Genomic DNA, 20,524 nt, shown 5'->3' with positions numbered 1-20,524 from the left:
GGGGGAACGGAGGGTGTCGCGGCCGAAACCTTTTCGGAGGTCCGAGTCAGGATATCCGCCGACACGAATATGTATCAAAGGTTGGCGCGAAATATTAAATTAACCGGTGATTTACACAGTTTGTGGTGCGTGCACCTTATGTCCATTACTTGCTCATGTAAACCCGGTAAGGGTTGTCCGTAAATATGCTTTTGGGCTGAAGGAATACATTATTCACTGTGCCCACAATCCCGGGTTTCTGTCACTGCTTCTATGGGTTGAGGGTGGCATGCAAAAAATCTGGTCCGCGTCATATTGATTCCGGTGAGTGCCTGTGGTTACGTCTGAATGTCGAACGATGGGGGGTGAATTACCGCATTGTCCGAACATGGGGAAATTGTCGTCGGCCCAAATCTGCCCAGGTCAAAGCCATTTTGGAGTACTGTGACGTTGTCCGGACTCTTGTTAGAGGGTTTCCACGCGCGAGAGCGGTCTCCGGGAGGGGAGGGGGTAACGATGACGAGCTTCGGGGGAGCTCTCCCGTTCCGCCGGAGGTCGCCGCCGTGATTTCCGTATCCGCCGTTCCCCTGGCCGGTTCACGGCCGTTCGAGTCTTTATAGGTGGATGCGTGGCATGGGTATTCTGTCCGAACAAGTGTCGCAACGGCGGCAAATATTAAATGTTTTCACGTTTTCGTCGCGCCAGCTCACGCGCCACTGCGCCTACCCCGTCCTTCTCGTCGCCGTCGTCGCGACGGCCGTGGTGGCGCTCCGCGACCACCTGGACCTCGGCCAGGTCGGCGCCCTCTTCCTGGCCGGAACGATCGTGTACCTCGCGGTGCTCGAACGGGTGATCCCCTACGAGCGGAGCTGGCACCCCAGCCGCCGCGAATGGGGCTGGTACGGCCTCTACCTCGTGCTGACGATCGCCACCAGCAGCGTGGCCCAGCTCCTGGTGACATCCCTCGTCGGCGTCCTGGCCGTCCGGGTCCCCGTGATCCCCCTGTGGGCGGAGATCCCCACGGCCCTGCTCCTGGGCTCGCTGGCCAGCTACGTGGTCCACCGGCTCGCGCACACCCGCCCCCTGCTGTGGCGCCTGCACGGCGTCCACCACGTCCCCCAGAAGGTCAACGTCGCCAACAACGGCGTCAACCACGTCTTCGACGTCCTGTTCGAGCAGGGGATCGTGCAGCTTTCGCTCGCGCTGGTCGGCTTCTCCCAGGAGTCGGTCTTCGTGGTCGGCCTCTTCGTCGTCGCGCAGGGCTACTTCGTCCACACCAACGCCGACATCCGCCTCGGCCCGCTCAACTACGTCTTCGCCAGTCCAGAGCAGCACCGTCTCCATCACAGCACCGACCTGTCGGAGGCCGGCCACTACGGCTCCGACCTGTCGGTCTGGGATCTCATGTTCGGCAGCTTCACGTGGCGTCCCGGCCGCACACCGGTCGCCATCGGGCTGACGGACCCCGCGTCCTTCCCCAGGACGGACGCAGTCCTTGCCACCTTCTTCCACCCCTGGCGTCGGCGCCCCGCAGCGCCCTCGCCGGAGGCCGGTGGCCCGGCCGCCTGACCCGGCCGGGAGCGCGTGCCGTACAGGCGCGTCCACCGTTGTTCGTCGTTCCCCTCATGCTCGCGCGCAGCGCCATCACACAAGGAACCAAACGTGACGGACCTCAGCAGCACTACTTTCCGTGACAAGATCGCGATTGTCGGTATCGGGTGCCGATTCCCCGGGGGTGCCTCCGACCACCGGACGTTCTGGCAGAACCTGATCGACGGCAAGGACTGCATAACACCGACCCCACCGGACCGCTACGACGTCACGACACTCGGCAGCCGGGACAAGGCGAAGCCGGGAAGGCTCGTCGGCGGCAGGGGCGGCTACATCGACGGCTTCGACGAGTTCGATCCCGCCTTCTTCGGCATCAGCCCCCGCGAGGCCGACCACATGGACCCGCAGCAGCGCAAGCTGCTTGAGGTGGCCTGGGAGGCGCTTGAGGACGGCGGCCAGAAACCCGGCGAGCTGGCCGGGACCGACGTCGGCGTGTTCGTCGGGGCCTTCACCCTCGACTACAAGATCCTGCAGTTCGCCGACCTGAGCTTCGAGACCCTCGCGGCCCACACCGCGACCGGGACCATGATGACGATGGTCTCCAACCGCATCTCCTACTGCTTCGACTTCCGCGGCCCCAGCGTCTCCCTCGACACGGCCTGCAGCTCCTCCCTGGTCGCCGTGCACCTGGCCTGCCAGAGTCTGAGCCGGGGCGAGACCAGCCTCGCGCTCGCCGGAGGCACCCTGCTGCACATGACGCCGCAGTACACCGTCGCCGAGACCAAGGGCGGCTTCCTGTCCGCCGAGGGGCGCTCGCGCACCTTCGACGCCTCGGCCAACGGCTACGTGCGCGCCGAGGGCGTCGCCGTGGTCGCCCTCAAGCGCCTTGATGACGCCCTGCGCGACGGCGACCCCATCCACGCGGTGATCGTGGGCAGCGGCGTCAACCAGGACGGCCGCACCAACGGCATCACGGTGCCCAACCCCGACGCCCAGGTCAGGCTGATCGAGCGTGTCTGCGCCGAGGCGGGCGTCGAGCCCGGCAGCCTGCAGTACATGGAGGCGCACGGCACCTCGACGCCGGTCGGCGACCCGATCGAGGCGGGCGCGCTCGGCCGCGCGCTGTCCGTCGGCCGCAGGCCCGGCGACAGGTGCTACGTCGGCTCGGTCAAGACGAACATCGGGCACACCGAGTCGGCCGCCGGGATCGCCGGTCTGATCAAGACCGCCCTGGCCATCAAGCACAGGAAGATCCCCCCGCACATCAACCTCAAGCAGGTCAACCCGGCCATCGACCTCGACGCCATGCCGTACGAGATCCCGCTTGAGCCGACCGACTGGCCCGAGCACGAGGGACCGGCGCGCGCGGGCGTGAACTCCTTCGGCTTCGGCGGCACGAACGCGCACGTCCTGCTTGAGGAGGCCCCGCCGCGCCCGGAGCGGGAGCCCGAGACCGTACGGCCGCGCGGCGCGAGGCACACCATCCTGCCGCTGACCGCGCGCGACCCGCAGGCGCTGCCCGAGCTGGTCAGGGGCGTCAGGCAGGAGCTCGCGGCCGGTGTCTCCGCCGACGACCTCGGCTACACGCTCGCCCGCCGCCGCCAGCACCTGGAGACGCGGCTTTCGGTCGTCTACTCCTCACCCGAGTCGCTCGACGAGCGCCTGGCCGACTACCTGCGCGGTGAGCAGGGGCCGTACGTGCTGCAGGACCAGCGGCGCGAGGGGCCGAGACCCGAGCTGGTGTGGGTCTTCACCGGCATGGGACCCCAGTGGTGGGCCATGGGCCGTCAGCTCTTCGAGAACGAGCCGGTCTACCGCGAGGTGATCGAGGACTGCGACCGCGAGATCCGCGAGCAGGCGGGCTGGTCGCTGATCGAGGAGATGGGCGCCGCCGAGGCCGACTCCAACATGGCGGAGACCTGGCTGGCGCAGCCCGCCAACTTCGCCGTGCAGATCGGCCTGGCGGCGCTGTGGCGCTCCTACGGCGTGCACCCCGACGCCATCGTCGGGCACAGCACCGGCGAGGTCGCGGCCTTCCACGAGGCGGGCGTCTACGACCTGCGCGAGGCGGTCAGGGTCGTGCTGCACCGCAGCCGCCTGCAGCAGAAGCTGGTCGGCACCGGCACCATGCTCGCCGTGAGCCTGCCCGAGGACGAGGCCCAGCGCCGCGTCACCCCCTACGGCGACCTGATCTCGGTCGCCGCCGTCAACAGCCCGACCGCGGTCACGCTGGCGGGCGACGAGGAGGCGCTCACCGCGCTGCAGGCCGAGCTCCAGGCCGAGCAGATCTTCGCCAAGTTCCTCACCGTGCGGGTGCCCTACCACAGCGCGCGGATGGACCTGATCAAGGACGAGCTGCTGTCCTCGCTGGCCGGGCTCGAAGGAAGCCCCGCCCGGGTGCCGCTCTACCTGACGGGCAAGGAGGGCCTGGCCGCCGGTCCCGAGCTGGACGCCGAGTACTGGTGGCACAACGTCCGCGACAGGGTCCGCTTCCGCGCCGCGATCGACCGCATCGCCGACGACGGCTACGGCCTGTTCCTGGAGATCGGGCCGCACCCCGTGCTCGGCCACTCGATCAAGGAGTGCCTGGAGGCCAAAGACGTCGAAGGCAGGACGCTGCCCTCCATCCGCCGCCAGGAGGACGAGAACGCGCGCCTCACCATGTCGCTGGCCGCCCTGCACAACCTGGGCGTCGAGATCGCCTGGGACAGGCTCCACCCCTCCGGCGAGACGGTGACGCTGCCGCGCTACCCGTGGCGGCGCGACCGCTACTGGACCGAGCCCGAGCCGGTCAGGCAGGTACGGCTCGGCCAGCTCGACCACCCGCTGCTCGGCCGCCGCCTGGCCATGACCGAGCCCACCTGGGAGGTCAAGCTCGACACCGAGGCGCTGCCGTACCTCGACGACCACCGCATCCAGGGCAACGCGCTGTTCCCCGCGGCGGGCTATCTGGAGATGGCGACCCAGGCGGTGCTGGCGATGACCGGCGGGACGGAGGCGACCCTGGCCGACGTCGAGCTGCGCAAGGCGCTGTTCCTGCCCGAGGGCGAGGTCAGGACGGTGCAGCTCGCCTTCTCCTCCGAGGGGGCCGCCTTCACCGTGGCCACGGTGCCCGACGGCACCGGCGACAGGGTCGTGCACGCGGGCGGCGTCGTGCGCGCGGGCCAGCACCGCAGGCTCAACCCGGCGCTCGACGTCGAGGCGGTCAAGGCGCGCAGCGAACGCCACCTCGACGGTGAGGGCTGCTACACGGCGCTGGCGGACATGGGCTACCACTATGGCCCCGCCTTCCAGGGGATCGAGGAGGTGTGGGTCGGCGGCGACGAGGCGCTCGCCCGCATCCGTCCCCCCGAGGCCCTCGGCGGCGACGCCGCCAACGCCCACTTCCACCCGGCGCTGCTCGACGCCTGCTTCCAGACCCTGCTGACGCCGCTGATCCTCACCCACACCGAGGGGACGGGCATCCGCCTGCCGCTGTCCATCGAGGAGGTGCGGGTCCGCCCGGTCGGCGACCGGCCGCTGTGGGTGCACGCGACCGTCGTACGGCGCGGCGGCGAGGAACTGGTCGGCGACATCGCCGTCCACGACGCCGACGGCGCCTCCCTCGGCCGGATCAGCGGCTTCCGCGCCGCCGACATCGAGAAGGCCTCGACGGCGGTCGGCAGGAACACCATCGACGGCTGGCTGGCCGAGGTGACCTGGATCCGCAGGCCGTACGGCGAGAGCACCGAGGAGGACGGCGCGGAGCGGGACGCCCCGGAGGCCGCGCGGGAGGAGCCGCGTGACTGGCTGATCCTGGCCGACGCGAAGGGGATCGGCGACGAGCTGGCCGCCCTGCTGCGCGCCCGGGGCATCCGCGGTCACCTGGTCCGCGCCGCGGACGCCTACGGAGAGTCCGCGGTCGTGCCCGGTTCGGCCGAGGACCTCACCCGTCTGTTCGCCGAGCTGGCGGAGGGCGGCACGTCGTTCGGCACCGTCGTGCACCTGTGGAACCTCGACCTGCCGTCGATCGAGGAGACCGAGCGTGACGCGCTCGCCGGGCACAGCGGCCTCGGCGCCTACTCGCTGGTCGCGCTGGCCCAGACGCTCCCCGCCGGACAGGACGACAGCAGGCTGCACGTCGTCACCCGGGGCGCGCAGGCCGTCACCGCAGGGGAGGTGGCCGAGCCGCTCGGCGCCCCCGCGTGGGGCGTCACCCGCGTGCTGCGCCACCAGGAGCTGACCTCCTGGCGCGGCAAGCTCGTGGACCTCGACCCCACCGGAGGGGACCTCGCGGGTGAGGCCGAGGCGCTGCTGCGCGAGCTGCTGACCGACGACGAGGACGAGATCGCGCTGCGCGGCGGCGAGCGCCACACCAGCAGGCTCGCCCAGGCCGAGGGGCTGACCAGCCCGCTCCCGCTGCGGCTGCGCGCCGACGGCGGCTACCTGGTGACCGGCGCGTTCGGCGCGCTCGGCAGGCTGCTGTGCCGCACGCTCGTCGCGCGGGGCGCCCGCAGGCTGATCCTCGTCGGCCGCACCCGGCTGCCGGAACGCGACCGATGGCGCGAAACGGATCCGAACACCACGGCGGGCCGTAACGTGCGCTTCGTCAAGGAGCTTGAGGCGCTCGGCGCCCAGGTGATCCTGGCGCCGCTCGACGTCACCGACGAGGCGGCCCTGACGGCCTGGCTCGACGACTACCGGCGCAACGACTCCCCGCCCATCCGCGGTGTGTTCCACCTGGCGGGCCACGTCCGCGACACGCTCGTCCCCGAGATGGACCGCGAGGTCTTCGACGCCGTCTACGGCCCCAAGGTCGCCGGGGCCTACCTGCTCCACCGCCATCTGCGGGACGAACCGATCGAGCACTTCGTGCTGTTCGCCTCGATCGCCTCGCTGCTGACGACCGCGGGCCAGACCAACTACGCGGCGGGCAACGCCTTCCTGGACGCGCTGGCCCACCACAGGCGCGCCAACGGCCTGCCCGCGCTGAGCCTCGACTGGGGCCCCTGGGCCACCGGCATGATCGAGGAGCTCGGCCTGATCGACCACTACCGCAACAGCCGGGGGATGAGCTCGCTGCCGCCCGACGCGGGCATGGCGGTGCTTGAGCGCGTCATCGGCCAGGACAGGGCGCAGCTACTGGTCGCGACCGTCGTCGACTGGCCGGTCTTCATGGCGTGGTACGACGCGCCGCCGCTGCTGGTGACCGAGCTGGCCGCCACCGCCGACACCTCCTCACCCGCCGAGAGCGGCGGCTTCCTCGACACCTTCCGCGAGGCCGACGAGGACAAGCGCAGGATCCTGGTGACCGAGCGCTTCACCGCGCTGGTCGCGGGCGTGCTGCGGGTGCGGGCCGAGCAGGTCGAGCCGGAGGTCAGCCTCAACACCCTGGGGCTCGACTCCCTGCTCGCGATGGAGGTGCGGGCCAGGGTCCAGGCCGACCTGAAGGTCGCGCTGCCGGTGGTCGCCCTGCTCAGCGGCACCTCCGTCGGTGACCTGGTCACCCAGCTGCACGACGGGCTGGCCGCCCTGGTCGCCGCGGACGCCGACGAGGACGGCGCCGACGCGGCGGTCGAGGTGTATCTCGACGAGAGTCAGTACCCCCTGACCCAGAACCAGAAGGCGCTGTGGTTCCTCAAGCAGCTCAACCCCGACGGCTTCGCCTACAACATCGGCGGCGCGGTCGAGGTGCGGGTCGAGCTCGACCCCGAGCTGATGTTCGACGCCGTCCGTGCGCTGATCAGGCGCCACCCCATCCTGCGCGGCAACTTCGTCCTGCAGGAGGGACAGGCACTGCAGCGGATCTCCCCCGAGGCCAGGGAGGACCTCGCCCTGTTCGACGTGCAGGACGAGGAGTGGGACGACATCTACCAGATGATCATCCGTGAGTACCGCAGGCCGTACGACCTCGAAAGGGACCCGCTGGTCCGCTTCCGCCTGTTCAAGCGGGGCGAGGACCGGTGGGTGATCATGAAGGCCGTCCACCACATCATCTCCGACGCCATCTCGACCTTCACCTTCATCGAGGAACTGCTGGCCATCTACGAGGGGCTGCGCCGGGGCGAGCACGTCGAGCTGCCGCCGCTGACGGCCACCTACCTCGACTTCCTCAACTGGCAGAACCGCTTCCTGGCCGGTCCCGACGCCCGGCGGATGCTCGACTACTGGCGGGGCCACCTGCCCGCCGAGGTGCCGCTGCTCAGCCTGCCCGTGGACAAGCCCCGCCCGGCCGTACAGACCAACAACGGCGCCTCCGAGTTCTTCGTGCTCGACACCGACCTCAGCGCCCGCGTCCACGCGCTGGCCCGCGAGCACAACGTGACCGTGTTCATGGTGCTGCTGAGCGCCTACTACCTGCTGCTGCACCGCTACTCGGGACAGGACGACATCATCGTCGGCAGCCCGGTGACGGGCCGCACCCAGGAGGAGTTCGCCTCCCTGTACGGCTACTTCGTCAACCCGCTGCCGCTGCACGTCAGCCTCGCGGGTGAGCCGACGGTCTCCGAGCTGCTGACCCAGGTCCACACCACGGTGCTCAACGGCCTGGACAACCAGGAGTACCCGTTCGTGCTGCTGGTGGACAAGCTCGGCCTGCAGCACGACCCCAGCCGCTCCGCGGTGTTCCAGGCGATGTTCATCCTGCTCGCCCACAAGGTCGCCACCGAGAAGTACGGCTACCGCCTGGAGTACATCGAGCTGCCCGAGGAGGAGGGCCAGTTCGACCTGACGCTGTCGGCCTACGAGGACGAGGCAGAGCAGCGCTTCCACTGCGTGTTCAAGTACAACACCGACCTGTTCCTGCCCGAGACGGCGCGGCGCCTGGCCGCGCACTACGTCAACCTGCTCGACGCGCTGACCCGCGCGCCCTCGGCCAAGCCCGCCACCCGGCTGGAACTGCTCGCCGCCGACGAGCGCGAGCGCGTCCTGCACACCTGGAGCGGCTCCCGGCGCAGGACGCTGTACGACACGCCCGTGCACGAGCTGGTCAGCAGGGTCGCGGCGGCGGACCCCGCCGCGGTCGCGGTGGTGGCCCCCTCCGAGACGGGCGAGACCGCCCGCCTGACCTACGGCGAGCTTGAGGAGCGATCCCGGGCGCTGGCGGGCAGGCTGCGCGCCCTGGGCGTGCGGGACGGCGCGGTGGTCGCGCTGTGCCTGGACAAGTCCCCCGACCTGATCGTCACCCTGCTGGCGGTCCTGCGGGCGGGTGGCGCCTACCTGCCGCTCGACCCCGACTACCCGGCGGAGCGCCTGGCCTACATGGTGCGCAACGCGGGCGCCATGCTCGCCGTCGTGGACGAGTCAGGCAGGGAGAGCCTGGCGGGGGCGGCCGGGCTGACGCTCACCCTGGAGGAACTTCACCGGGACGTCCCTGAAGAGCGGGACGGCGACGACGAGGAGCCCCGGGTGGGGCTCGACGACCTCGCCTACGTCATCTACACCTCGGGCTCGACGGGCAGGCCCAAGGCCGTACAGGTCACCCACCGCAACCTGGCGTCCGTCCAGGCCGCCTGGCGCGAGGCCTACCGCCTCGACGAGGACGTCCGGGTGCACCTGCAGATGGCGAGCTTCTCCTTCGACGTCTTCACCGGCGACCTGGTCCGCGCGCTGTGCTCCGGCGGCACCCTGGTCCTCGTCCGCCGCGAGCTGCTGTTCGACACCGCGCGGCTGTACCGGACGATGCTGGAGGAGCGGGTCGACTGCGGCGAGTTCGTGCCCGCGATCGTCCGGGGCCTGACGGCCTACTGCGAGCGGGAGGGCGAGCGCCTCGACTTCATGCGCCTGCTGGTCGTCGGCTCCGACGCCTGGAAGGTCGAGGAGTATCAGCGGCTGCGCGCCCTGTGCGGCTCACGGACCCGCCTGGTCAACTCCTACGGCCTCAGCGAGGCCACCATCGACAGCGCCTACTTCGAGGGTCCCGCCGACGACCTCGACCCCAGCCAGATGGTGCCGATCGGACGGCCCTTCCCCAACAGCGCGCTCTACGTCCTCGACGAGCACGGCGAGCCGGTGCCGCCCGGCGTCCCCGGCGAGCTGTGGGTCGGCGGCGACGGCGTCGCGACCGGCTACCTCGGCGACCCCGAGCAGACCGCGCAGCGCTTCGTCACCGTGACCCTCGGCCGCGAGACGGGCGCCGAGCCGTTACGGCTCTACCGCACCGGCGACCTCGCGAGCTGGGACGCCCACGGCGACGTACGGCTCCTCGGCCGCGTGGACGCGCAGATCAAGGTGCGCGGTCACCGCATCGAGATCGGCGAGATCGAGACGCGGCTCGCCGCCTGGCCCACGCTGGCGCAGGCGGTGGTCACGGTCGTCGCGGACGCGCGGGGCGAGAGCGCGCTGTGCGCCTACTGCGTGCCCGTCGAGGGCGAGGTCCTCGACTGGCGTGAGCTGCGCAGGCACCTGGCCGGATACCTGCCGACGTTCATGGTCCCGTCGTACTTCGTCGAGCTGCCCGAGCTGCCGCTGACGCCCAACGGCAAGGTCGACGTCGCCGCGCTGCCCGCGCCCGAGGCCGACACCGGGGAGCAGGCCTACGAGGCGCCGGTGACGCTGTACGAGATGCGCATGGCCGAGCACTGGAAGGCTCTCCTCGGCCTTGAGCAGGTCGGGCTGCAGCACGACTTCTTCGAGGTCGGCGGCAGCTCGATCAAGCTGATCGAGCTGATCTACCGGCTCCAGGGCGAGTTCAACATCGCCATCCCGGTCAGCCACCTGTTCAAGGTCACGACCCTGCACGGCATGGCCAGGACGGTCGAGCACATCATCACCGGCAGGCTGGACGGCGCGCAGCCGTACCTCTGGTTCAACCCCGACCAGGACAGGACGGTCTTCTGCTTCCCGCCCGCGGGCGGCCACGGCCTGGTCTACCGGCAGCTCGCCGTACACCTGCCCGAGTACCGCTTCGTCGCGTTCAACTACGTGGCGGGCGAGGACAAGGTCACCCGCTACGCCGACCTGATCGAGTCCCTGCAGCCCGAGGGGCCCTGCGACCTGTTCGGCTACTCGCTCGGCGGCAACCTCGCCTTCGAGGTGGCCAAGGAGCTCCAGGACCGGGGACGCCAGGTGCCGAACGTGGTCATCATGGACTCCTACCGCATCTCCGAGTCCTTCGAGCTGGGGGAGGAGCACTTCGCGATCTTCGAGCGCGAGCTGAGTGAGCACCTGCTCAGGCACACCGGCTCGGAGATCGTGGCCGAGGAGACGCTCGGCCAGGCCAGGGAGTACATCGACTTCTCCAGCCGCACGCCGAACCTCGGGGTCGTCTCCGCCGCGGTCAGCGTGATCTCCGACGAGGAGAAGGTCTCCTTCTACGCCGCCGCCGAGCGCGGCACCTGGCACGGCAGTTCGGCGGCCCGCACCGAGGTCTTCAGGGGCTCGGGCACGCACGCCGAGATGCTCGACCAGGGCCACATCGCACGCAACGCGGACCTGGTCCGCGAGATCCTGGGAGGCGCCACCCATGTCGGCTGAGACCGAACAGGACTGGAGCGTCCGCGAACGCCCCCCGGGGAGCAAGCCCAGGGTCCTCGTCGTCGGCGCGGGCGTCGCGGGCATGGCCACCGGCTGCTACGCGCAGATGAGCGGCATGGAGACCCGCGTCCTCGAAAGGCACGTCCTGCCGGGGGGCTGCTGCACCGCCTGGGCGCGTGACGGTTACGTCTTCGACTACTGCATCGAATGGCTGATCGGCACCGCCCCGGGCAACAACGCCAACCAGGTGTGGCGGGAGCTCGGCGCGCTCGACGGCAAGACGATCACCAACTTCGACATGTTCAACAAGGTCACCGACGAGTCCGGCAGGTCGGTGACGTTCTACAACGACCCCGACCGCCTGGAGCGGCACCTGCTGGAGGTCTCTCCCGCGGACGCGGCCCTGATCCGGTCGTTCTGCCGTGACCTGCGGCGCTTCGTGAACATCGACCTGTACCCGTTCCTGAAGCCGCCGCCGCTGCAGACGGCGCGGGAGAAACTCGGCACGCTGCGGACGGTCCTGCCCGCCTTCCGGCTGTTCTGGCGCACCGCGGCGACGCAGATGCACACCTTCGCCGACAGGTTCCAGGACCCGCTGCTTCGCAAGGCCTTCCGCAACATCTTCTTCCAGGACCCGGAGAACTTCCCGGTCCTGCCGTACCTGTTCAACATGGCCAGCGCCCACAACGGCAACGCCGGTTTCCCGCAGGGAGGGTCGCTGGGGCTGGCCCGCTCCATCGAGGAGCGTTACACCTCGCTGGGCGGCACCATCACCTACCGGGCGCGGGCGGACAGAATTCTGGTCGAGGACGGCCGCGCGGTCGGGGTCGAGCTGCGGGGCGGCAGACGCTACTACGCCGACCACGTCGTCTCGGCCTGCGACGGCCACACCACGGTGTACGGCCTGCTTGAGGGCAAGTACACCAGCCCGAGGATCGACAGGCTCTACGACGAGATGCTGAACCGCCCCGGCATCCTGTTCCCCGCCGTGGTCTCGGCCTTCGTCGGCATCGACGGCGACTTCGACCCCGGCGACGCGCACAGCACCACCTACCTGCTCACCGGGGAGGAGGGGGCGAAACTGCCGGGCGCGCTGCAGAACAGCCTGGTCGTGCAGCTGCGCTCGCGCTACTCCGACGGGTTCGCGCCGCAGGGCAAGTCGGTCATCCACTGCACCTACTTCAGCGACTTCGGTTACTGGAGGTCGCTGCGCACGGAGAACCGCAAGGAGTACTGGGCGCGCAAGCGGCAGGTCGCCGACTTCGTCCGGGACTTCCTCGACCGGCGCTATCCGGGGCTCGGTGAGCGCATCGACCTGGTCGACGTGGCCTCGCCCGCGACGACCAAGCGCTACACCGGCAACTTCAACGGCAGCATCCTCGCCTGGAAGGCCTTCTCCGACGCCGACGACCTGGCCACCAAGCTGGTCAACAAGGACCGGATGCGGCTGCCGGGGCTGAGCGGCTTCTCGATGGCGGGTCAGTGGGTCGGCATGGGCGGCCTGATCCGCGCGGCCTCCACCGGGCGTTTCGTCGTGCAGTACCTGTGTGAGGAGCTGGGACTGAAGTTCAATGCCTGGGAGAGCGATAACGACGAGGCCTGGCATCCAGGAAAGTTCGGGCACATGCCACAGCTCGACAAGCGGCTCGTCCGATAGGTGGCGACAGTGATCACCAAGGAGAACAGGGACGTGTCACGGCCCGGACCGAACAGGGAAACAATGATCATCATCGGCGCGGGCCTCGGTGGGCTGTCCACCGGCTGCTACGCGCAGATGAACGGGTACCGCACCCAGATCTTCGAGATGCACGAGATCCCCGGCGGCTGCTGCACGGCGTGGGAGCGGGGTGACTTCACGCTCGACTGCTGCATCAGCTGGCTGCTCGGCAACGGGCCGGGCAACCAGATGCACCAGATCTGGCTCGAACTCGGCGCGCTCCAGGGCAAGCAGATGCGGCACTTCGACGTGTTCAACATCGTGCGGGGACGCGACGGCAGGGCGGTCTACTTCTACTCCGACCCCGACCGGCTCCAAGCGCACCTGCTCGACATCTCGCCCGCCGACGCCAAGCTGATCAAGGACTTCTGCGCGGGGCTGCGGGCCTTCAAGAAGTGCCTGGCCGTCTACCCCTTCCTCAAGCCGGTCGGCCTGATGGGCCGGATGGAACGGCTGCGGATGATGGCCTCGTTCGTCCCCTACTTCAACGTCATCCGCAAGTCGATGGCCGTGCTGATGACGGAGTACTCGGCGAGGTTCAAGGACCCGCTGCTGCGGGAGGCGTTCAACTTCATCCTCTACGAGAAGCACGCCGCCTTCCCGGTGCTGCCGTTCTACTTCCAGCTCGCCTCGCACGCCAACCTGTCGGCGGGCGTCCCCGAGGGCGGCTCGCTCGGCCTGTCCACGTCGATCGAGCAGCGCTACCTGCGGCTCGGCGGCCAGGTGACCTACAACGCCAAGGTCGAGGAGGTGCTGGTCGAGGACGACAAGGCGGTCGGTGTACGGCTCAGCGACGGCAGCGAGCACCGCGCCGACATCGTGGTCTCCGCCTGTGACGGCCACACCACGATGACGAAGTTCCTCAAGGGCCGCTACCTCAACGACGCCTACCGGAAGCTGTACACCACGACCATCAAGGAGCCGGGCATGGTCTTCCCCGGCTACTTCTGCCTGTTCCTCGGCCTGCGGCGCCCCTTCCCCGAGGGCGACCCCTGCACGACCTACCTGCTCACCGAGGAGGAGGCCGAGGACCTGACCGGCATCCGCCACCCGAGCATCAACGTGCAGTTCCGCAGCTCGCACTACCCGGAGCTCTCGCCCGAGGGCAGCACCGTGGTCTACGCGACCTACTTCTGCGACATCGCCCCCTGGCGGGCCCTGGCCGAGGGGCCGGAGCAGTCCAGCCGCAAGCACAGGGGGGAGGAGATCCACACCATGCCCGTACGGCGCGGCCGCGAGTACTCGGCGGCCAAGCGCCGGGCGCGGCTGGCCCTCATGAGGTTCCTGGAGAAGCGCTTTCCCGGCATCTCAGACGAGGTCGCCGTACGCGACGTGTCCACCCCGCTCACCCAGGTCCGCTACACCGGCAACTACGACGGGACCGTCCTGGGCTGGCAGCCGTTCGTGGAGAGCGGCGAGACCCTGGAGGAGCTGGTCAAGAAGCACGGGCCGGGGCTGCCGGGGCTGGAGAACTTCTACCAGTCCGGCGTGTGGGCCACCACGGGCGGCCTGATCCGGGCCGCAGCCGCGGGCAGGCACGTCATGCAGTTCGTCTGCCGTGACGACGGCAAGGAGTTCACCGCCTCCATCGACGACACCGCGCCGCTCCCGACGCACCTCGTCATCCCGGTGGGACCCCGCCCCCACAGGGCCGCCGAGCTGGTTCCCACCCGCTGACCGCGACCCCGCCGAGGGCCTCTCAGGGCTCTCGGCGGGACAGGTGGTCCAGTACGGCCCGCGCCACCTCGTGCTTCGAGACCGCGGGGCGCTCGAAGCGCAGGTCGGCGACCTCCTCGAAGGAGGCGGCCCTGCGCTCGTGCAGCTCGGTCGCCAGGGCCAGCGGCTCCATGCCGAAACGCGGCCGGTACGGCTTGGCGGCGATCTTCTCGGCGACGAACTCGGGGGTGGCGTCCAGCCAGACGACCAGGGCGGGCTTCAGGTCGGCCCGGGCCCCGGGGTCGTCGAGCACGCTGGAGGCGGCGGCGATGATCGGGGCGGGCCGCTCGGCGAGGCCGGCCCGCAGGTGCTCGACCTCCCTGGCGTGCAGGACCTCGGTCCCCTCGCGTTCGGCGATCTCCGCGGCCGTGGCGCCGTAGCGCTCCCGGAGATACTCGTCGCTGTCGCGCACGGGCCTGTCGAGGCGCTTGCCAAGCAGCCGCGACACGCTGGTCTTCCCGGCCCCCATCAGACCGACCACGACGATCGGGGTGTCGTCCACCATGCTGCTCGTTCCCTCCTGAATGCCCGTCCCGTTCGCCTCTGCCCATTCGCCTCTGCCCATCACCTGGTTCTCTGTGGCGGGTTGTTACAAAGCCTGGTGGAGGCTGTTACAAAGCCGCGGGAAGACCGAGAAGTTTCCCTCCTAGCGTCACGGTGTGCCGGGCAGGGGCGTGCTGACACGCTCCTCGTCAGGTCCCGGCGCGCACGAGGACCAAGGGGGAGACAATGCGAAAGATCATGAAGGCCGTGGCGGTCACGCTGCTCGGGCTCGTGACGGTGGCCTGCGCGACGGCCTGCGGAGGTGGCGGGGCCAGGGAGGCGATGGCCCACGGGCTGTCCCCCTCGGACACGGAGCCGGTCTCCCACGACGTCCCGCAGGTGGGCCGGGTCTACGTGATCAACCTGTACGGCGCGGAGGAGGGGCGGCCCGACCGTCGTCCGGCGAACCTGGTCGCCTCCGAGTTCAGCAGTCTCAAGGAGATCACCTGGCGGAGCTGGGGCCCCGACAGGGCGGTCGGGGACGGCAGGCTGAGCGGGACGTGGTGCCTGCCCGGCTGCCAGGCCAAGCCGTACGAGGCGACGATCACCCTCAGCAAGGCCAGGAAGGTCGGGGGAAAGCGCTACTTCACGAAGTTCGACATCGACGGTGACTTCCCTCGTCCGACGAGTTCCGACGACACCCTGAGGGGGACGCTTCCCCTGCCCTTCTCAACCCCCTGAACTGCGGGTTCCTGGGCGGAGGGGTCAGCGGGTCGCATACCCTCCACACGATGATGACCGGTGTGAAGCGAGCAGCCCTCCTGTGCGCGGCCGTCCTGACGGTGGCGGGGTGCGGGGCGGACGGCGGGGTGCGGGTGGAGGGGTCGGCGCCGCCGTCCAAGCCACCCCGGGGACCCGTCTACGTGGTCGCCTACCCGGGTGATCCACTCCGGCGGCCAAGCAGGCTCGCGTTGGACGAGTTCAACAGCGTCACCGGGATCCGCTGGGAGTCCTGGGGAGGAGAGAGCGCCGTGGGAACGGGCGAGCTGATCAGCATGTGGTGCCTGCCCGACTGCCAGGAGAGGCCCTACCGGGGGACGATCACGCTCAGCGAGCTGACCTGGCATGAACGGGCCGGATACTACGGCCGGTTCACCGTGAAGGCCGACGGCCTTCCTCCCGACAGGGTCAAGGAGCTGACCGGTGGGAGACTCACGGTGCCGGAGTCCTGAGCGATGACCGACGTGCTCCTGGTCGAGGACGACCCGGTGATCCGCGAGGCCACGGGCATGGCCCTGGAGCTGTACGGCATGCGTGTGCGGACCGCCTCCGACGGGCTGGGCGGCCTGACCGAGTTCCGCGCCCGGCGACCGGACGTCGCGCTGCTGGACGTCATGCTTCCGCACCTGGACGGGGTCAGCCTGGCCAGACGGATCAGGGAGGAGGGGGAGACCCCGATCATCATGATCTCCGCCAGGTCCGACGCGATCGACGTGATCAACGCCCTGGAGGCCGGGGCCGACGACTACGTCACCAAGCCGTTCGACGCCGCCGTGCTCCACGCCAGGATCCGCGCCGTGCTCCGCCGCGCCGCCATGCCCGGCCAGGCGAACGCGACGCTCACCTTCGGCGACCTCGCGATCGACGTCGAGTCCATGGAGGTACGGCTGTGCGGCGAACGGGTGGCGCTGACGCCGACCGAGCTGAAGCTCCTGCTGGAGTTCGCCGCCGAGCCGGGGGTCGTGCTGTCGAGGGACACCCTGCTCCACCGGGTCTGGGACTACGCCTGGGACGGGGACACCAGGGTCGTCGACGTCCACGTGCAGCGGCTCAGGGCCAAGATCGGCAATGACCACATCGAGACCGTGCGCGGTTTCGGCTACAAGCTGCGGAGATGACGCATGGGTCTGCGCGCGAAGCTCAGCCTGCTCATCGTGGGGATGTCGGTGCTCGTCGCCGCCGTCCTGGGCCTCCTGGTCCACACGCGCACGGCCGTCGTCACGCTCGACTCCGCGCGGCGTGGCCTGGACGCCGAGCTGACGAGCACCCTGGTCCGCTACCAGGAGGGGCAGGACACCCCCCTGACGAGCGGGGCCGTCCCCGCGCCGCTGGCCGCGGCCCTCGGCGAGGGGACCCGGGCCACCTACCTGCAGGACGGCGCCACCCTCTGGGCGGCGACCAGGACCGACGGGCAGACGCTCTCGCTGCACCGCTCCTACCAGGCGGAGAACGCCGAGCTGGCCCGGCTCGACCGGATCCTCCTCGGTTCCGGCCTGGCGGCGGCGCTGTTCGCCTCCGGGGTGGGGCTGGTGGTCGCGACCGGCCTCAGCAGCAGGATCCGCGCGGTGGCGAGGACGGCCGCGCACATCGCGGAGGGCGACCTGTCCGCCCGGGTCGAGGCGCGGGGCCGGGACGAGATCGCGGCCGTCGGGGCGGCGCTCGACCAGATGGCCGACGCGTTGCGGGCCAGGCTTGAGGCCGAACGGCGGGTCACCGCCGACATCGCCCACGAGCTGCGCACCCCCGTCGCGGGCCTGGTCACGGCGGCCGGGCTGTTACCCGAGGGACGGCCCGCCGAGCTGGTCAGGGACAGCGCCGCGACGCTGCGCCGCCTGGTCGAGGACGTCCTGGAGGTGGCCCGGCTCGACGCCTCGGCCGAGACACCGGCCAGGGAGGTCCGTTCCTCGGGGACGCTGGCCAGGAGGGCGGTCGCGGCCTCGGGGGTGCCGGACGTCGAGGTGCTCGTCTCCGGTGAGGCCGAGGTGGAGACCGATCCCCGGCGGGTCGAGCGGATCCTCGCCAACCTCGTCAGCAACGCGGCCAGACACGGAGCCCCGCCCGTGCGGGTCGACGTGACCGGGTTCAGCGTGACGGTCAGGGACCACGGCCCCGGCTTCCCCGAGCCGATGCTCGTCACGCTCCGCGAGCACGGCCCGCAGCGGTTCGGCACCGGCTCGGCCGCCCGCGGGGACGGCATCGGCCTCGGACTGACCATCGCCGCGGGGCAGGCCCGGGTCCTTGGGGCACACCTCAGCTTCGCCAACGCCCCGGACGGAGGCGCGATCGTCCGGCTGGACCTCGCCTGACCTGCCCAGTCCTTCGCGCCCGTCTTGGTAGGGCGGCGGCTCCGGAATACTGTCGGAGGCCCGCGATAGCGTCCTCGGCGACGCCGACGCGAACGGGACCCCCTCATGAGTGACATCGCCACCCGCTACCGAAACCGTGCCGACATCTTCGCGGCCAAGGTCGCCGCTGTGGAGCCAGGCCGCTGGTCCGACCCGTCCCCCTGCGCGGAGTGGACCGCGCGAGACGTCGTCGGCCACATCGTCGACATGCACGCCGTGATGCTCAGACCCCTGGGCCGGTCGCTGAGCCCGGCGCCGTCCGTCGCGGAGGACCCGCTCGCCGCTTTCGTGGCGGCCCGCGCCGACGTGGAGGCACTGCTCGACGACCCGGCCACGGCCAAGAGGGAGGTGGACGCCCCGGCGGGGCGCCTGACCGTCGAGCGGCACATCGACCAGGTCGTCAGCATCGACATGGTGATGCACGGCTGGGACCTGGCCCGGGCCACCGGGCAGGATGACACGATCGACCCGGCCGAGGTCGAGGCGATGTGGCCCGGTCTCCAGCACCTCCCCGACGAGATGCGGATTCCCGGTGCCTTCGGCCGGGGGGTCGTCGTCTTCGGCCCCGAGGTCAGGGTCCCCGACGACGCCCCTCTCCAGCACCGCCTCCTCGGTCTCCTCGGCCGAGACCCGAACTGGTCCGCCTGACCCGGGCGCTTCCGGCCTCGGTGATCCGGTCCGCCTGGCGTGGCCGGTGCCTGGATTGACGGCCGAGGGGAGGGCTTTCCGGCCTCTGGTGAGCGGTCTGGTCTCCGAGGTCCGGCGTGGAGGCTTGGACCTTCCGGGGGTGTCGGGTGCTCCTGGCTCATGTGGTCTGGCGGACGGAAGGCGGGCCCCATGCATGGTCCAATGGGGAGTTGCTCCGTCCGACCGGGAGAAAACGGACACGTTCGGGCTGGGTGAGCGGGTGGATGGAAGATGGTTCAGGAAGATCGGGTGCTTCCGGTTCATGCGATCCGACGGGGTGAGAGCCGTTCCGCAGGTGCTCCTCGCCCTGTGAGCTGAGGTGGGGACTGCTTCGCCCGGTCCGGGTCATGAACCGGCGGGTGAACGACGGCCTGGGAGATCGAGGGCCCGCGCGGTCTGGCGGACAGGAGCCGGGAAGGAGCCGCTCCGGGTCGCCGGGGTCCCTGCCGCGTCCCGCCGGACCCGGATGCTGCGGTCCGGAGGCGGCCGGGAGGGGTCAGCGGGGGACGCTGGTTCTCGGGGTCAGGTGGCTCTGGTAGTCCTTTGTGGTGATCTCGTCGTGCAGGCGTAGTCCCCTGGCGCCCAGGCTGGTCAGGGCGCGCGCGACGGGGGTGGGGATGTGGTTGACCAGCCACACGCTCTGCTTCATGGTCCGCAGGGCTCCGGGGGTGGCGGGGATCAGCCGCTTGGCGGCTCCTACGGCGAAGGCGCGGCTGCGCCGTACGTAGTCGCCGATCTCCTGCTCGTAGGCGGGGAAGGCGCGGGTGTGGTCGCCCCCGGCCTCGGCAAGCTCGCCCGCGAGGACGTAGGCGCCGACGACGGCCAGGCTGGTGCTGCCGCCGACCGCGGGGCCGGGGCAGTAGCCCGCGTCCCCGGCCAGGCTCACCCGGCCCCGTGACCAGGTGTCCATGCGTAGCTGGGTGACCGAGTCGAAGTAGAACGCCGTGGCGCGGTCGAGCTCCTCGCCCAGCAGGCGGGGGACCTCCCATCCCATCCCGGCGAACTGCTCGCGCAGCAGTTCCTTCTGCCGGGCGACGTCCCGGTGGTGGTAGTCGAGTTCGGCCTCGGGACGGAACATGAAGATGGCGCGGGCGTCGTCCAGGTGGGCGCCGCCGTACACGCCGACCATTCTGTTCACGCCGGTGAGGCCCGTCATGCGGTCGCGCAGGCCCAGGTAGTTGGGGATCGACATGACCGCCAGGTAGGCCCCGATCCAGGTCGAGTAGCGCGACTCGGGGCCGAAGACCAGGCGCCGGACGTTGGAGTGCAGTCCGTCGGCGCCGATCACCAGGTCGAACCTGCGGGGCCGTCCGCGTTCGAAGGTGACCTCGACGCCGTCCGCGTCCTCGGTCAGGGAGGCGATGGAGTCACCGAAGACGTACTCGGCATCGTGCCGGGTGGCCTCGTAGAGGATCTCGCCCAGGTCGTCGCGCATGATCTCGACATGCCGGTCGGACATGACGCGCATCAGCCTGCCGACCTCGACCGTGCGCGGGCGGTCGTCGCCCTCGACGAGGAAGGAGAGCCACTCGGTGCCGGTCTTCCTGGACTGTACGGCCTCGGCCAGCCCCATCCTGTCGACGATGTCCATGGCCGGGCGGAACAGGTCGACCGCGTGGCCGCCCGCCTTGCGCAGGGCCGGGGCGCGTTCGACGACGGTGACGGCGAAGCCGTACCTGGTGAGCCAGTAGGCCAGGACGGGACCGGCGACGCTGGCGCCGGAGATGAGGATCCGCATGCGCCGTCTCCTTACTTAACGGGAGGTAAGTTCCTTACTGAACGATAGGTAAGCACGGTTGCCGGTGAGGCGCAA

General features: G+C 70.2%; 11 protein-coding genes. 9 read left to right on the top strand and 2 right to left on the bottom strand.

Features of this window, described 5'->3' with window-relative positions; translation table 11 throughout:
- Nucleotides 1-633 precede the first annotated feature (633 nt).
- From FHS44_RS11290 to FHS44_RS11275, 4 genes are all read left to right on the top strand, one after another.
- Nucleotides 634-1,548, top strand: coding sequence for a sterol desaturase family protein (locus FHS44_RS11290; protein ID WP_221460657.1), 915 nt, complete (start codon nt 634-636; stop codon nt 1,546-1,548).
- A 93-nt stretch (nt 1,549-1,641) separates the two neighbouring features.
- Nucleotides 1,642-10,983, top strand: a complete 9,342-nt coding sequence (locus FHS44_RS11285; protein ID WP_312863611.1) for a non-ribosomal peptide synthetase/type I polyketide synthase — start codon at nt 1,642-1,644, stop codon at nt 10,981-10,983.
- Nucleotides 10,973-12,640 carry a phytoene desaturase family protein gene (locus FHS44_RS11280; protein ID WP_184713915.1) on the top strand — a complete coding sequence of 556 codons (1,668 nt, stop codon included), beginning with the start codon at nt 10,973-10,975 and terminating at the stop codon, nt 12,638-12,640. The genes FHS44_RS11285 and FHS44_RS11280 overlap by 11 nt, the downstream gene beginning before the upstream one ends.
- Before the next feature lie 33 nt (nt 12,641-12,673).
- Entirely contained in the window at nt 12,674-14,377 is a 1,704-nt protein-coding gene (locus FHS44_RS11275; protein ID WP_312863610.1) for a phytoene desaturase family protein, read from the top strand.
- Between the two features lie 22 nt (nt 14,378-14,399).
- Here FHS44_RS11275 and FHS44_RS11270 read toward each other — a convergent pair whose 3' ends face one another.
- Nucleotides 14,400-14,921 (bottom strand): shikimate kinase, encoded by a 522-nt coding sequence (locus FHS44_RS11270; RefSeq protein ID WP_184713914.1) that lies wholly within the window; start codon nt 14,919-14,921, stop codon nt 14,400-14,402.
- Nucleotides 14,922-15,145: 224 nt separating this feature from the next.
- Between FHS44_RS11270 and FHS44_RS11265 the strand changes: the two genes are divergently transcribed.
- The 5 genes from FHS44_RS11265 (at nt 15,146) to FHS44_RS11245 (ending at nt 18,672) form a co-directional block, all read left to right on the top strand.
- The gene (locus FHS44_RS11265; protein ID WP_184713913.1) at nt 15,146-15,640 is read left to right on the top strand and encodes a hypothetical protein; all 495 of its coding nucleotides are present in this window, start codon (nt 15,146-15,148) and stop codon (nt 15,638-15,640) included.
- Between the two features lie 50 nt (nt 15,641-15,690).
- Nucleotides 15,691-16,131 (top strand): hypothetical protein, encoded by a 441-nt coding sequence (locus tag FHS44_RS11260; RefSeq protein ID WP_184713912.1) that lies wholly within the window; start codon nt 15,691-15,693, stop codon nt 16,129-16,131.
- Between the two features lie 3 nt (nt 16,132-16,134).
- Entirely contained in the window at nt 16,135-16,797 is a 663-nt protein-coding gene (cseB, locus tag FHS44_RS11255) for a two-component system response regulator CseB (protein WP_184713911.1), read from the top strand.
- 3 nt (nt 16,798-16,800) lie between these two features.
- On the top strand, nt 16,801-17,985 hold the full coding sequence (locus FHS44_RS11250) for an ATP-binding protein (protein WP_184713910.1): 1,185 nt from the start codon (nt 16,801-16,803) through the stop codon (nt 17,983-17,985).
- Between the two features lie 105 nt (nt 17,986-18,090).
- Nucleotides 18,091-18,672 carry a TIGR03086 family metal-binding protein gene (locus FHS44_RS11245; protein ID WP_184713909.1) on the top strand — a complete coding sequence of 194 codons (582 nt, stop codon included), beginning with the start codon at nt 18,091-18,093 and terminating at the stop codon, nt 18,670-18,672.
- A gap of 535 nt (nt 18,673-19,207) precedes the next feature.
- Here the strand turns inward: FHS44_RS11245 and FHS44_RS11240 are convergent.
- Complete coding sequence (locus FHS44_RS11240) at nt 19,208-20,449, bottom strand: FAD-dependent monooxygenase (protein ID WP_184713908.1); 1,242 nt, start codon at nt 20,447-20,449, stop codon at nt 19,208-19,210.
- Nucleotides 20,450-20,524: the final 75 nt, after the last annotated feature.

It is taken from the genome of Streptosporangium saharense (assembly GCF_014203715.1).
In the GTDB taxonomy this organism is placed as follows: Bacteria; Actinomycetota; Actinomycetes; order Streptosporangiales; family Streptosporangiaceae; genus Streptosporangium; species Streptosporangium saharense.
This window is presented reverse-complemented; position numbering and strand designations above follow the sequence as displayed.

Bases quoted from the DNA above. Each gene is read 5' to 3' on its own strand.
- FHS44_RS11240 (WP_184713908.1), bottom strand. From the start codon at position 20,449: ATGCGGATCCTCATCTCCGGCGCCAGCGTCGCCGGTCCCGTCCTGGCC.
- FHS44_RS11280 (WP_184713915.1), top strand. From the start codon at position 10,973: ATGTCGGCTGAGACCGAACAGGACTGGAGCGTCCGCGAACGCCCCCCG.
- FHS44_RS11270 (WP_184713914.1), bottom strand. From the start codon at position 14,921: ATGGTGGACGACACCCCGATCGTCGTGGTCGGTCTGATGGGGGCCGGG.
- FHS44_RS11250 (WP_184713910.1), top strand. From the start codon at position 16,801: ATGGGTCTGCGCGCGAAGCTCAGCCTGCTCATCGTGGGGATGTCGGTG.
- FHS44_RS11265 (WP_184713913.1), top strand. From the start codon at position 15,146: ATGCGAAAGATCATGAAGGCCGTGGCGGTCACGCTGCTCGGGCTCGTG.
- FHS44_RS11245 (WP_184713909.1), top strand. From the start codon at position 18,091: ATGAGTGACATCGCCACCCGCTACCGAAACCGTGCCGACATCTTCGCG.
- FHS44_RS11260 (WP_184713912.1), top strand. From the start codon at position 15,691: ATGATGACCGGTGTGAAGCGAGCAGCCCTCCTGTGCGCGGCCGTCCTG.
- cseB (WP_184713911.1), top strand. From the start codon at position 16,135: ATGACCGACGTGCTCCTGGTCGAGGACGACCCGGTGATCCGCGAGGCC.